This window comes from Neorhizobium sp. PAMB6630 (genome assembly GCF_058242775.1).
On record NZ_CM177836.1, the window covers coordinates 2,347,315 to 2,360,563 of the forward strand.

A 13,249-nucleotide genomic window follows, 5' to 3' on the forward strand; every position below is an offset into this window, starting at 1 on the left:
CCAGTCGACCCCGTCGATCATGAGTTGTTCAATCTCGTTTCCGCTCTCGAGACACCGGCCGGATTGCCGTATGCGCCGAGGAGAAACCATCCTCTTGAAGAACCCATTACCCAAAAGCCGTTTCACGGGCTTTTGGGTAATCAGTTCCGATGAAATGGACAACGGGAGAGGGCAGACAAGCCCTCCCCCATCGCATTTCGATATTACTTGACGTCGACCTTGGCGCCAGCGTCTTCGAGCTTCTTCTTGAGGTCAGCAGCTTCGCCCTTGGAAACAGCTTCCTTGACAGCCTTCGGAGCGCCTTCGACGAGGTCCTTGGCTTCCTTGAGGCCGAGACCGGTGATGGCGCGGACTTCCTTGATGACGTTGATCTTGTTAGCGCCGGCTTCAACGAGGATAACGTCGAATTCGGTCTTTTCTTCTTCAACGACAGCAGCAGCAGCGCCGCCAGCAGCAGCAACAGCTACCGGTGCAGCAGCCGAAACGCCCCACTTTTCTTCGAGCAGCTTGGAAAGCTCAGCAGCTTCCAGAACCGTCAGAGCGGAGAGGTCTTCAACGATCTTTGCGAGATCAGCCATGGTATTAGTTCCTTAATGATGTTCGGTTCGAAACGAACGGGTTAGGGTATGAACAGCGAAAAACCGCCTTACGCGGCTTCGTCCTTCTTTGCATAGGCCGCAAACACGCGGGCAAGCTGAGCTGCCGGTGCTGCCACAACAGCTGCGATGCGGGTAGCCGGGGTCTGAATCATGCCGACCAGCTTTGCACGCAGTTCGTCCAGCGAAGGCAGGGTCGCAAGCGACTTGACTGCATCTGCCGACAACGTGGTTGTTCCCATGGCGCCGCCGAGCACAACGATCTTGTCGTTGGTCTTGGCGAAATCCATGACGACCTTCGGAGCCACAATCGGGTCAACGCTGTAAGCAATCAGCGTCTGACCTTTGAAGAGATCGGTGATCCCTTCGGCTTCCGTGCCCTGAAGAGCGATCTTGGCCAGGCGGTTCTTCGCGACTTTGACGGTGCCGCCAGCAGCACGCATTTTTGAACGGAAGTCGTTCATCTGCGCAACTGTGACACCAGCATAGTGGGCCACGACAACCGAACCGGAAGCCTTGAAGACTTCGTTCAGCTCCGTGACGAATTCGCGTTTTTCCGCTCTTTCCACTGTCTGTCTCCAGTTGATGGGACCGCAATCCTGCAGGCCCCACCGGGTTTGCCTTTGCCTCAGGGGATCCATTTCGAGATCCCAAGCGACGCTTGAGGATCCTGTCCCCTCCGGTTGGATTTTCATCCAGCCAAAAGGCGAATAAGGCTCGAACCGAACTTCAAGACGTCATCAGACGTTTAAATAACGGATCTCACCCGTCTCATGCAGGCAGATATTAAGGCCCAAAGGCCGCCCACAATCTCGGACAGGAGTGCCTGGTTTTGACACCAGGCATTTCCGGCCCCGAAAGGCCGGAAACTTGGTCGACCGGAGCATGCCGCTCCGGTCAAAACTTAAATCAGGCCGTTACCGTCGAAGGCTCGACGCGCACGCCCGGACCCATGGTCGAGGAGAGCGCAACGCGCTTCAGGTAGTTGCCCTTGGCACCAGCCGGCTTCGCCTTGATGACGGCGTCAGCAAATGCCTTGATGTTTTCTTCAAGAGCCTTGGCGTCGAACGATGCCTTGCCGATGCCGGCGTGGATGATACCCGCCTTCTCGACGCGGAACTCGACTGCGCCGCCCTTGGAAGCCTTGACGGCGCCCGTGACGTCCATGGTGACGGTGCCGACCTTCGGGTTCGGCATCATGCCGCGGGGGCCGAGAACCTTGCCGAGACGACCAACGAGCGGCATCATGTCAGGCGTGGCAATGCAACGATCGAAGTCGATCTTGCCGCCCTGAACGATTTCGAGCAGGTCTTCTGCACCAACGATGTCAGCGCCGGCAGCGCGGGCTTCATCAGCCTTGGCGCCACGTGCGAAAACAGCAACGCGAACGTCGCGGCCCGTGCCGTTCGGCAGGTTGACCACGCCGCGAACCATCTGGTCTGCGTGACGCGGGTCGACGCCGAGGTTCATGGCGATTTCAACGGTTTCGTCGAACTTGGCGGTAGCCCGTTCCTTGACCAGCGAGATTGCGTCGGAAAGAGCAATCAGCTTGGTGGGATCGATGCCTTCGCGGCTCTTCTGGATACGCTTTGCAACCTTGACCATGATTAAGCCACCACTTCCAGGCCCATGGAGCGGGCAGAGCCCTCAACCATCAGCATTGCGCCTTCGATGTCGGCAGCGTTCAAATCCTTCATCTTGCCTTCGGCAATGGTGCGGACCTGCGCCTTGGTGATCGTTCCGATGTTGGCGCCCTTGCCAGGCGTCTTGGAACCGGACGTGATCTTTGCTTCCTTCTTCAGCCAGTAGGTAACCGGCGGCTGCTTCATTGCGAAGGTGAAGGACTTGTCCTGGTAATAGGTGATGACGACCGGGATCGGCATACCCTTTTCCATTTCCTGCGTGGCAGCGTTGAACGCCTTGCAGAATTCCATGATGTTGATGCCGCGCTGACCAAGAGCCGGGCCGATTGGCGGGGACGGGTTGGCCGATCCTGCCTTGACCTGGAGCTTGAGCTGGCCTGCTACTTTTTTAGCCATTTCTCTGCCTTTCAATGGGAACCAGTTGCCCGGTCCAGATATGCCGGACAATGCCGGCGGCTGCGGTTGCGTGGTGCGTCTGAACGGTCCGGCTTAGAGACCATCATCCTTCCACGCGGGGTTCGGGAAGTCGCCTTCCCTATTCGAAACTCAGACCTTCTCGACCTGAGCGTATTCCAGTTCGACCGGCGTTGCGCGACCGAAGATCGACACCTCGACCTTGAGGCGCGAGCGCTCTTCATCGACATCCTGAACGATGCCGTTGAACGAAGCGAAGGGACCGTCGGAGACGCGAACCTGCTCGCCGATCTCAAACGAGATCGAGGACTTCGGCCGCTCGACGCCTTCCTGGACCTGGCCCAGAATGCGGTCGGCCTCGAAGTCCGGAATCGGAACCGGCTTATTGTCGGAACCGAGGAAACCCGTCACCTTCGGGGTGTTCTTGATGAGGTGGTAGGCCTCATCCGTCAGGTTGGCGCGCACCAGCACGTAACCTGGGAAAAACTTGCGCTCGGTATCGACCTTGCGGCCGCGACGAACTTCGACAACCTTTTCCGTGGGTACCAGGATCTTTTCGAACAGATGCTCAAGCCCCTTCTGGCGAGCCTTATGTTCGATATCCTCGGCAACCTTCTTCTCGAAATTCGAATACGCGTGGACGATGTACCAACGAGCCGCCATCTTCATCTCCACAAATTTTAAATGCTGATGTTCAGCACGAGCCGGATGAGCCAGCCGATCAGCTGGTCAGCCGCAAAAAAGAACAGCGCGGCAAAAACAACCATCACGAGCACCATGGCCGTGGAGATCATCGTCTCACGACGAGAAGGCCAGGTTACCTTGGACGTTTCGGTGCGCACCTGCTGCAGAAACGCGAATGGATTGGTTTTGGATGCCATGACTGCCCACGCAATTACGGCGCGCAAGCTGAAATTAATCAGCCCCACGCACCGCGTGTCTGTTTGTACCCTACATAAACACAGCCCTTCCCTTTCACAAGGGGAAAAACAGCATCCATGCAATTTGCCGATATGGGCCGGCCTGCCCTCCTGCGACGCGCCAATGAAATACTCATGTCGCACGCCTGGAAAAAGTGGCAGGGGCAGCCGGGCTTGAACCGACGACCTGCGGTTTTGGAGACCGCCGCTCTACCAACTGAGCTATACCCCTATTCGTCGCAAGAAGCCTGCCGTTGATGACGGCCCCTTTTGAAGACATGGCGCTCTTTAAGATGCACAAAGCGGCTTGGCAAGGGGATTTGTCGAATTTGGCGCATTTTCTGACACGGTGGAAAACATTGTTCACATGGTTTTGGCATTCGGCTTCAAGGCTTTGCAGCATTTCCCGCAACGACAGGCTCCTGGCGCGTCGTTGACGCCGTGCAGACAGTCGTTGTGGCCGCATTCTGAAAAGAAGGCGCTCGAAACGCCGCTTGCGCGGCCACCATTATAGCCAGTTTCGCGCGCCGGGAATCACCGCCCAGGCGATTCGCTTGAGCTATTTCTTGTGTCATTAGAAAGAGCGCAACGCCGCTGCGCGATTCGTATCGCGACAAAACGCAAAAAAGCCCCGCCGTTTCCGGCGAGGCTCTTCTTATTCCCTTGCGGGAAAAACTATTACTCGATGATCGAAGCGACGATGCCGGCGCCGACGGTACGGCCGCCTTCGCGGATCGCGAAGCGCAGCTTTTCTTCCATCGCGATCGGAACGATCAGCTCAACGGCAACGGTGACGTTGTCGCCAGGCATAACCATTTCCGTGCCTTCCGGAAGCGACACGATGCCGGTCACGTCCGTCGTGCGGAAGTAGAACTGCGGACGGTAGTTCGTGAAGAACGGCGTATGACGGCCGCCTTCTTCCTTCGTCAGGATGTAGGCTTCAGCCATGAACTTCTTGTGCGGCTTGACCGAACCCGGCTTGCACAGGATCTGGCCACGCTCAACGCCATCGCGCTGAACGCCACGAACCAGAGCGCCGATGTTGTCGCCAGCCTGGCCCTGATCGAGCAGCTTGCGGAACATTTCAACGCCGGTCACCGTGGTCTTCGAAGTCGCGCGGATGCCTACGATTTCGACTTCTTCGCCAACCTTGACGATGCCACGCTCAACGCGACCCGTCACAACCGTACCACGGCCGGAGATCGAGAACACGTCTTCGATCGGCAGCAGGAAGGGCTGGTCGATCGGACGCTCAGGCGTCGGGATGTAGGCGTCAACCGCTGCCATCAGTTCGCGGATCGCATCTTCGCCGATCTTCTTGTCGCTGTCTTCCAGAGCAGCAAGAGCCGAGCCCTTGATGATCGGAATATCGTCGCCCGGGAAGTCGTAGGACGACAGAAGTTCGCGCACTTCCAGTTCGACGAGTTCGAGAAGCTCGGCGTCGTCAACCTGGTCAACCTTGTTGAGGAACACGACGATCGCCGGAACGCCAACCTGACGGGCGAGCAGGATGTGCTCGCGGGTCTGCGGCATCGGGCCGTCGGCGGCCGAGCAAACCAGGATCGCGCCGTCCATCTGCGCTGCACCGGTGATCATGTTCTTGACGTAGTCGGCGTGGCCGGGGCAGTCGACGTGCGCGTAGTGACGAGCAGGCGTCTCATACTCGACGTGTGCCGTCGAGATGGTGATGCCGCGTGCCTTTTCTTCCGGTGCAGCGTCGATCTGGTCGTACGCCTTGTATTCACCGAAGTACTTCGTGATCGCTGCCGTCAGAGACGTCTTGCCGTGGTCAACGTGGCCAATCGTGCCGATGTTCACATGCGGCTTGTTGCGCTCAAACTTGCTCTTTGCCATTGATGCTTCCTGTGATCAAAAAGAATGATGGACCCGCGCGTGCGGATTTGGTGTCGCCGTTTACGGCTTTCCCGTTCGATGCGCAAGATATAATTACGCCGCCTGCCCGTACAAGGCCCGCAGGTTGCGACACCTCCCGACGGGAGGCTTGTTATCGTCTTTGAAACTTGGAGCGGGTAGCGGGAATCGAACCCGCGTATTCAGCTTGGAAGGCTGCTGCTCTACCATTGAGCTATACCCGCGGGGGTGGCTTGTCGGTCGAAGATCAGAATGGTGGAGGGAGTTGGATTTGAACCAACGTAGGCTGAGCCAACGGATTTACAGTCCGTCCCCTTTAACCACTCGGGCATCCCTCCAGTATTCTGTCTGGACCGAAGACCAAGCTCGTCTGTGTCTGCGGCGAAGTCGTTTGCCTCAGTCACGGCGGCGTATATGACTGCCCCGCTCGCCTGTGTCAACACGACTGCAAACGAAAAATGACAGAAAATTTAAATCTCTGCGGCAGCCTGTGGACAGAGGCCGGGACTATGCCGAACGACGCCTCATGTATATAAGGCGGCCATGAGCAAGGAAGATCGCCCCGACAAATCCGCCCGCGACACCCACTACGCGACGCTGCGCCGACAGGTGCGCGACGCCAAGCGTGAGCGCGGCGAAATCCCCACCCCGCAGCAGCAGGACCGCCGCAGCCGTCGCAATGATGACTGGACGCCGCCGCAGCTTTCGCCCGATGTCGTCTATCTCTACGGCCTCCACACCGTGCGGGCCGCACTCGACAACCGCGAGCGCAAGCTGATCAAGCTGACCGTGACCCAGAACGCCTTTGCACGCCTGGATATCGGACCGGCCGAGAGCCTCCCCTACCCGGTGGAAATGGCTTCGCCGCAGGATATCGACAAGGTTCTCGGACCCGACGCCATTCACCAGGGTGTGATGCTGGAAACCCGGCCGTTGCCGGCGCGCCGGCTTGAGGCGCTGAAGGAAAGCCCGCTGCTTCTCGTTCTCGATCAGGTTACCGACCCGCACAATGTCGGCGCCATCATGCGCTCGGCCGTTGCCTTTGAGGCCGGTGCGATCATCACCACCCAGCGTCACAGCCCGACGGAATCAGGCGTGCTGGCCAAATCCGCATCCGGCGCGCTCGAAATGATCCCCTATATCCAGGTGACGAACCTTGCCGATGCGCTGGGCGAGTTGCACCGCCTCGGCTTCCAGACCATCGGTCTCGATTCGGAAGGTCCGCAGCCGCTGGAAGGCACGTTTTCGGGTGCAAAGGTTGCGCTGGTGCTCGGATCGGAAGGCAAGGGCCTGCGCCAGAAAACGCGCGAAACCTGCACGGCGCTAGCACGCCTCGACATGCCGGGCGCCATCAAGTCGCTCAATGTGTCGAATGCCGCAGCCATCGCGCTTTATGCATCGCGTCGGCATCTGGGTGATGCCAAGGGCTGACCTCCTGGAGGATCGGGCGCAACCGAGGTGCTGACGGCAACCGTCAGGAGGCGAAACGGCGCATCCGCTCCGGCGGCAGCGCATCGTTTCCTGCACGCACCTCGGCGGCATACTGGATAGAGCCGATCAGTTCCAGATCAAACAGGGGTTTGGAAATGACGCCAAGCGCGCCTGGGATGCCGCCCGAAAGCGCTTCCGGATTGGCTGTCATGAAGACAACGGTCGTGCCGTTTGCCGCAAGGCTTCGGCCGATCTCCGGTCCGGTCGGGCCGTCCTGCAACTGCACGTCGACGAACGCGATGTCGCACTTGTCCGACAGCCTCAATGCATCGGCGCGATTGGCCGCGATCCCCGCCACTTCATGGCCGAGAGCAAGGACTGCTTCCTCAATGTGAAGCGCGATGAGTAGCTGGTCTTCAACGACCAGTATTCTGAATGCCATGGCCCCCTCGCTTTGCCATTCTTGATACACGCAACGTGTATTGTGCGCAAAGGTTCCTGCTTCACCGGCAGCTGGCCGTAAATACCAGGCCGCCTAACCAGCCTCCGCCATCTCATCATTCGAGACATTGGGATGCACCGCCATGATCTGCCGGATAACCGGCAGGCTCTTCACGAACGCGGCAACGCAGAGCGGATCATACTGCGACCCGGCGCGCTCCTTGATGTGCTGCACGGCCCGCTCCATGCTCCAGGCTTCCTTGTACGGCCGCGCGATCGTCAACGCATCGAAACTGTCGGCAATCGCCACGATGCGCCCGGCAAGCGGTATGTCCTCACCGGCCAGCCGTTCAGGATATCCCTGACCGTCGAATCGCTCGTGATGGGCGCTTGCAATATCGGCGGCAAGCTGCAGCAGGCTGATGCGGGACTGGCCGAGAATATGGCCGCCGATGGCGCCGTGGCTTTTCACATAGGTCACTTCCGGATCAACATAGGTGCCGCGCTTCAGCAACATGGCATCGGGAATGCCAACCTTGCCGATATCGTGCATGGGCGCTGCAATACGGATATCGCTGCAGATGGCAGGCGGCAGGCCGTAAGCCTTGGCAATCGCCTCGGCATAGGCGCCGACGCGCAGCGTGTGCAGGGCCGAATCGGTATCCTTGTAGGTGGCGGCCAGCGTCAGCCGATAGATGATTTCCTGTTCGCGCTCGCGCAGTTCATCGACGGCCTTTTCCACCTCGCTCTTGATCCAGGCCGCCTTTTCCGCCAGCTGATTGCGCGCATTGACGAGTGCCACGAGATTGCGGATGCGCGCCTGAAACTCGGCCGGATTAACGGGTTTCGTCAGAAAATCGATGGCACCGGCATTGATCGCCGTCATGCGTGTTTGTGTATCGCCATCGGCGGTCACCACAACGAAGGGCTTGTCGCGGTATTTTTCGAAGCGGCGGATCTCGATCAAGAGGTCGACGCCGTTATACACCGGCATCTGGAAATCGATCACGCCGATATCGAAATCCAGCTCCGGCATCGCGCCGAGCGCTTCCTCCGGGCCTGAGAAGGCAATGGCCGTGCAGCCGGACACCGTACCGGCCAACTTCTTCAGAAGGATCAGGTTGGTTTTGTTGTCGTCGACCACGAGAATTTTCATCGTCTCTCTATCCTTATGCAGCGGCGGTCTGGTCTTTTGCGGAAAGGGACTGACGCGCGACGTCCAACATCTGCGTCAGTCGTTCGATATCGGCAGGAGCCGGGTCCGAATGGCGAAGCGCCTGCGACAGGTCTGAAATGTCCATCAGGCCGATATTGGCGGCAGAGCCCTTCAGATTGTGCAGCAGCGGATCGAGCTTTTGCCGCTCGCCGCTGGCAAGCATCGCATGGAGGCCCGCCAGGATATCCACGGCATCCTCGAAAAATGCATCCAGCAGTTCCTGGAACCCGTCCTCGCCAAGAATCTCGGCAATCTCCTGCCGGCGCGCCGAAACGGTGGCGGCAACCTGCGGCGAGACGGCGGGCGCAACGGGATGAGACACGGCAGCCGGTTTCGGTGTTGTGACCGGCGGTTGGCTCTGTACGGCGTCCGCCTCCTCCCGACTGCTACCGCCCATCTCGCGGATCAACCGGTGCAGAACGGCAATGCCGATCGGCTTTGCCTGAAAGCCCGTCATGCCGGCCTCAAGGCAGAGGCGACGGTCTTCTTCCGATGCGTTGGCGGTCAGGGCCACCACCGGCACATCGCAGCACGGCCCGGAACCGGCGCGCAGCTGGCGCGTCGCCTCGATACCGTCCATAACCGGCATCTGCATGTCCATCAGGATGAGGTCGAAATGTTTGGCGCCGGCCTCTTCCACCGCCAGCGCACCATTTTCCGCAAGCGTGGCGTCCTGGCCGAGGTGATCGAGATAACCGAGAATCACCTGCTGATTGACCTTGTTGTCTTCGGCCACAAGGATCCTGAGGCGCCTCAGCGCTGCAAGCGGCGCATTGTCTCTTTCGCCCTGCGACGAGACCACCGCATCGGTTGCCTCGATCGGCATTTCGAACCAGAAGGTACTACCCTCGCCCACCGTGCTGTCGACGCCGACCGAGCCGCCGAAACGATCGATGATCTCCTTGCAGATAATCAGGCCGAGCCCGGTTCCGCCATAACGGCGGCTGATGCTGGCATCGACCTGCGAGAAGGGTTGGAACAGTTTGGCCTTGCCCTCCTCATCGATGCCAATCCCGGTATCCTGCACCTCGACGCGCAGCCAGAGCACGCCTTTGCGCAGCGTCTGGCGCATGCGAAGCGTCACCCGGCCACCTTGCGTGAATTTCACCCCATTGCTCATGAAGTTGAGGATGACCTGGCGCAGCCGCGTCGGATCAGACAGCACCGTGCGGGCACGCCAGTCGCCGGCCAACTCGAGCGTTACGGTATTTCCCGCCTCCGCCGCGCGCCCGCGCATCATGTCGGTGCAGGTTTCCGCAAGCCCCTGAAGATCGACCGGACGGCGCTCAAGCTCCAGCTTGCCATGCTCGATCTTGGCGTAGTCGAGGATCTCGTTGATGATATCGAGGAGCGCCTCTCCGGAGCGGCGGATGGTGCGGATATGGGCAGACGTCTCCGGCGAAAGCCGGCCAAGTTCCAGGAGTTCCACCATGCCCAGAATGGCGTTGAGCGGGGTGCGGATCTCGTGCCCCATCGTGGCCATGAACTGCGATTTTGCCCGGTTGCCGGCCTCTGCCGCCTGAAAGGACACGCTGAGCTGCTCGGCCATCGCCTCGAGGCTGACGCCGGCGGCCTGCACGCTACGCAACTGGCGTTGCAGTGTCAGAATGAGGAAGGCGACGGACAGGACCAGAAGGCCGATCAGCGCGATCGATTTGCGTTGCAGGCCTTCCAGCTCGATGCGAGCCTTGGCCCGCTCGCTGGAGACGAATGTATTGGTATAAACGAGCAGATCGCTGGTGGCGCGGAAAAGCCTCGACCATTGGCCGTCGAGGTCTTGCAACTGCTGACGCGACACCGGCTGCCCGGCCGTAATCGCATCGAAGATCGGCTGGCTGTCGAAGATGATCCTCTGGACCAGATCAAGGTGCCTGCCGACCCCGACATCGATGGCGAAATTCTTCTCGAACTGCGCCTTCTTCAGCATGTTCATGCGTGAATAGACCACGTCATAACGAACAGACAATTCCTGCAGCCTGTCCTCTGCCAGATTTTCGCTGAACAGCATCAACTGCAGGTCGTGAACGAGATCCCCGCTTTCCCGGTTCAGCTGGTAGACGGACCACATGGCATTTTCCCGCACCGCATCGCGCATGTCGCGCTGGCGGCTGGAGATATCCACATAGACCGAAACCAGGATTGCCAGCAGGACGACTGCAAAGATCTGCAGTACCGCCGTGATACGGCTCGCCTTGCGGATCACGTCGCCGCTGAAAGGGGTCGCCGGCATCACGGCTGGACCTCAATCTCCTTGATCTGCCAGACGGAGCGGGAGAAATAGGCCTCGTTATAGAGGGCCGGCTCCAGATCGAACGGATAGATCAGGAAGAGCGGCCCCTTGTCGCGCACCGACATGAGCTTGCCATTGGCGCGGGTGGCGAGGATCGTGTCATGCTTGATCGCGTCTTCAGCCGGAACGGTGGCGAAATAATCGTTGATGGCGCGCACCAGCAGCACATTGCCCTTTGCACCGGCAGCCGTCAGGACGGAGCGCACCAAAGGCCCGGAAAACTGCGTTTCCCCCTCGGTCCAAGGGGTCTTCATCGTGCCGGTGCGCCCGGCAAGCTTTTCCAGCATGGCCAGATCGAACTGCGCCGTTTCGCCGACATTGGGCGTTGCAAGCTTGCCCTTGACGGTCAGAATGACCGGGCCGGTCGGCTTATCCAGCGACCAGGCGGCAGGGGCCGAAAAGGACAGGGCAGCAAGGAGAACGGCAAGGGGTGCAAGGATACGCATAGGGTCACTCGCTCGGGTCAATGGTTCCGGGACAGGGTCAGAACCGCCGCCATCCTGGCGGCGGGAGCGTCAGGCGGCTTCCGACAGGCTATCGCCACCAAACAGACGCTGCACGTTGATGAAGCAGATCATTCCCTCCGCATGTGTGATGATGCCATCGCAGAAGCGGCTATCGAAGGAGGAGACGACATCGGGCACCGGCTGCAACTGTTCGGCGGAGACGGACAGCATGTCGGTGACGTGATCGACGAGCAGCCCGATGATCTCGGCTCCTGCCTCCACCACCACGATTGCACTGCGCTCGCTACGCTCGGCCGGCGCCATGCCAAGACGATAGGCCAGATCGATCGTCGGAATGACGGTGCCGCGGAGGTTCATCACGCCCAGCACATAACCCGGCGCATTGGGGATCGGCATGGAAGGCGCCCAACCGCGGATTTCGCGAACGCTTGTGGTGCGAATGCAAAAATTCTGCGCGCCCAGCCGAAACGCAATGATCTCAAATATGTCGGATGACGCCATGGCGGACAGTCCCTCTCTTGTCATCTGCAAACAGGTGCCGCCGGGAGGCGGGCAGAACAGGACAGGCGTCGTCTGCTGGAAATCAGCAGAAGGCCTTGCCCGGAAATGGTGAATTCCTGATGTTCCGAGCCACGTTCAGCTCTGTCCTGCATGCCCGAATGCAAGCGGCCGGCTGCGCGGCAAAGGCTCCAGGCCGGGCCCGCAATCATCACGGAAGGGACGCTGAACCGCATCACCCGGCCTTGTGAAATCTAGGGCAAGGTCTCTAACCAAGAATGAAGGAAAAGCCTCAACTGCCTCTTTTTCTCATATTTTCCTAATATGCACCCTCAATGCATCGTGTTTGCCAGGCTTCATTGGCAGCATTTCCCCTCAACCGATGCATTTTACGCTTTACACACCGGGAGAATATGATAATTCGCACCGTGAAATGCCCTTGTAGCTCAGTTGGTAGAGCACCTGATTTGTAATCAGGGGGTCACGAGTTCGAACCTTGTCGGGGGCACCATTTCACCTTTCAATCCTTGCGCCGCATCACCTGCAGTTTAACTTCTCGCAGGCGCCCTCAGGCCGTTCTTCGCATTGCACGACGCAAGCACTTGTTCCCACCGCAGTTCTTCCTGTACCAAGGTGCTCCAGAAGAGGTGCGCCAATGTCGTTGAATTCCAATCATCTTTGCTTCATGGCATCCTCGGCGCCCGAAGCGCAGATGGCTCTGTCGGAACTGACCGGGCTTTACGGCAATGCCACCGTCGAGGAGGCCGATGTGATCATTGCGCTCGGCGGCGATGGTTTTATGCTGCAGACGCTGCACCAGACGATCAACAGCGGCAAGCGGATCTACGGCATGAACTGCGGTTCCGTCGGCTTCCTGATGAATGATTATCGCGTCGACCAGCTGCATGAGCGCATCGACAACGCGCTGGAAAACGATTTTCATCCCCTACAGATGACAACGGTGAATGCCGATGGCACCAGTTCCGTGGCGCTGGCCATCAACGAGGTCTATCTGTTTCGCCAATCCTATCAGGCGGCAAAGCTTCGAGTGACGATCGATGGCCATGTGCGGCTGTCTGAACTCATCTGCGACGGATTGATGATTGCAACGCCTGCCGGTTCCACCGCCTATAACCTCTCGGCCCACGGCCCGATCCTGCCGCTGGAGGCGCCGCTTCTCGCCATGACGCCGGTATCGGCCTTTCGCCCGCGCCGCTGGCGCGGTGCGTTGCTGCCGAACAAGGTGTGCGTCGAGATCGATATTCTCGAGCCGGACAAACGCCCGGTCAACGCGGTCGCCGACAATACAGAGGTGAAGGACGTGCTGCAGGTGCGCATTGCGCAATCGGATGCGCGCACCGCCCGCATTCTCTCCGACCCCGATCATTCCTGGTCGGAACGCATTCTGGCCGAGCAGTTTTCCGACTGAGAAGCCGCCGAAAACGAAAAACGGCGCGCCCC

At 59.4% G+C, this 13,249-nt stretch carries 14 protein-coding genes and 4 tRNA genes; 3 read left to right on the forward strand and 15 right to left on the reverse strand.

The features are described from left to right. Nucleotides 1-203: 203 nt before the first annotated feature. From rplL to AC4CWF_RS11195, 10 genes are all read right to left on the reverse strand, one after another. Complete coding sequence (gene rplL / locus AC4CWF_RS11150; RefSeq protein ID WP_491281742.1) at nt 204-578, reverse strand: 50S ribosomal protein L7/L12; 375 nt, start codon at nt 576-578, stop codon at nt 204-206. A gap of 68 nt (nt 579-646) precedes the next feature. Then, nucleotides 647-1,165 carry a 50S ribosomal protein L10 gene (rplJ, locus tag AC4CWF_RS11155; RefSeq protein ID WP_491281743.1) on the reverse strand — a complete coding sequence of 173 codons (519 nt, stop codon included), beginning with the start codon at nt 1,163-1,165 and terminating at the stop codon, nt 647-649. A gap of 340 nt (nt 1,166-1,505) precedes the next feature. Continuing rightward, nucleotides 1,506-2,201 (reverse strand): 50S ribosomal protein L1, encoded by a 696-nt coding sequence (gene rplA / locus AC4CWF_RS11160; protein WP_491281744.1) that lies wholly within the window; start codon nt 2,199-2,201, stop codon nt 1,506-1,508. A gap of 2 nt (nt 2,202-2,203) precedes the next feature. Beyond that, entirely contained in the window at nt 2,204-2,635 is a 432-nt protein-coding gene (rplK, locus tag AC4CWF_RS11165) for a 50S ribosomal protein L11 (RefSeq protein ID WP_491281745.1), read from the reverse strand. 150 nt (nt 2,636-2,785) lie between these two features. Next, a complete protein-coding gene (nusG, locus tag AC4CWF_RS11170) occupies nt 2,786-3,316 on the reverse strand; it encodes a transcription termination/antitermination protein NusG (protein ID WP_491281746.1) in 531 nt (176 codons plus the stop codon). 17 nt (nt 3,317-3,333) lie between these two features. Beyond that, nucleotides 3,334-3,534, reverse strand: a complete 201-nt coding sequence (gene secE / locus AC4CWF_RS11175; protein WP_491285356.1) for a preprotein translocase subunit SecE — start codon at nt 3,532-3,534, stop codon at nt 3,334-3,336. A 195-nt stretch (nt 3,535-3,729) separates the two neighbouring features. After that, nucleotides 3,730-3,805: transfer RNA gene (locus AC4CWF_RS11180), tRNA-Trp, on the reverse strand. A 446-nt stretch (nt 3,806-4,251) separates the two neighbouring features. Beyond that, entirely contained in the window at nt 4,252-5,427 is a 1,176-nt protein-coding gene (gene tuf / locus AC4CWF_RS11185) for an elongation factor Tu (protein ID WP_491281737.1), read from the reverse strand. A 168-nt stretch (nt 5,428-5,595) separates the two neighbouring features. Next, nucleotides 5,596-5,669, reverse strand: a tRNA-Gly gene (locus AC4CWF_RS11190). A gap of 29 nt (nt 5,670-5,698) precedes the next feature. Then, nucleotides 5,699-5,783, reverse strand: a tRNA-Tyr gene (locus tag AC4CWF_RS11195). A 205-nt stretch (nt 5,784-5,988) separates the two neighbouring features. On the opposite strand from AC4CWF_RS11195, the gene rlmB reads away from it, so the two are divergent. Continuing rightward, nucleotides 5,989-6,876: a 23S rRNA (guanosine(2251)-2'-O)-methyltransferase RlmB gene (gene rlmB, locus AC4CWF_RS11200; protein ID WP_491281747.1), complete on the forward strand. Its 888-nt coding sequence runs from the start codon at nt 5,989-5,991 to the stop codon at nt 6,874-6,876. 43 nt (nt 6,877-6,919) lie between these two features. Here the strand turns inward: rlmB and AC4CWF_RS11205 are convergent, their stop codons facing one another. From AC4CWF_RS11205 to AC4CWF_RS11225, 5 genes are all read right to left on the reverse strand, one after another. Further along, the gene (locus AC4CWF_RS11205; RefSeq protein ID WP_491281748.1) at nt 6,920-7,318 is read right to left on the reverse strand and encodes a response regulator; all 399 of its coding nucleotides are present in this window, start codon (nt 7,316-7,318) and stop codon (nt 6,920-6,922) included. Between the two features lie 93 nt (nt 7,319-7,411). Further along, nucleotides 7,412-8,473, reverse strand: coding sequence for an HD-GYP domain-containing protein (locus AC4CWF_RS11210; RefSeq protein ID WP_491281749.1), 1,062 nt, complete (start codon nt 8,471-8,473; stop codon nt 7,412-7,414). A gap of 13 nt (nt 8,474-8,486) precedes the next feature. Further along, the gene (locus AC4CWF_RS11215; protein ID WP_491281750.1) at nt 8,487-10,763 is read right to left on the reverse strand and encodes an ATP-binding protein; all 2,277 of its coding nucleotides are present in this window, start codon (nt 10,761-10,763) and stop codon (nt 8,487-8,489) included. Beyond that, nucleotides 10,763-11,269, reverse strand: coding sequence for a putative pterin-binding protein (locus AC4CWF_RS11220; protein ID WP_491281751.1), 507 nt, complete (start codon nt 11,267-11,269; stop codon nt 10,763-10,765). The genes AC4CWF_RS11215 and AC4CWF_RS11220 overlap by 1 nt, the downstream gene beginning before the upstream one ends. 69 nt (nt 11,270-11,338) lie before the next feature. Then, nucleotides 11,339-11,815, reverse strand: a complete 477-nt coding sequence (locus tag AC4CWF_RS11225; protein ID WP_491281752.1) for a chemotaxis protein CheW — start codon at nt 11,813-11,815, stop codon at nt 11,339-11,341. A gap of 408 nt (nt 11,816-12,223) precedes the next feature. On the opposite strand from AC4CWF_RS11225, the gene AC4CWF_RS11230 reads away from it, so the two are divergent. Then, a tRNA-Thr gene (locus AC4CWF_RS11230) sits at nt 12,224-12,299 on the forward strand. A gap of 144 nt (nt 12,300-12,443) precedes the next feature. Further along, the gene (locus AC4CWF_RS11235) at nt 12,444-13,217 is read left to right on the forward strand and encodes an NAD kinase (RefSeq protein ID WP_491281753.1); all 774 of its coding nucleotides are present in this window, start codon (nt 12,444-12,446) and stop codon (nt 13,215-13,217) included. Nucleotides 13,218-13,249 lie beyond the last annotated feature (32 nt).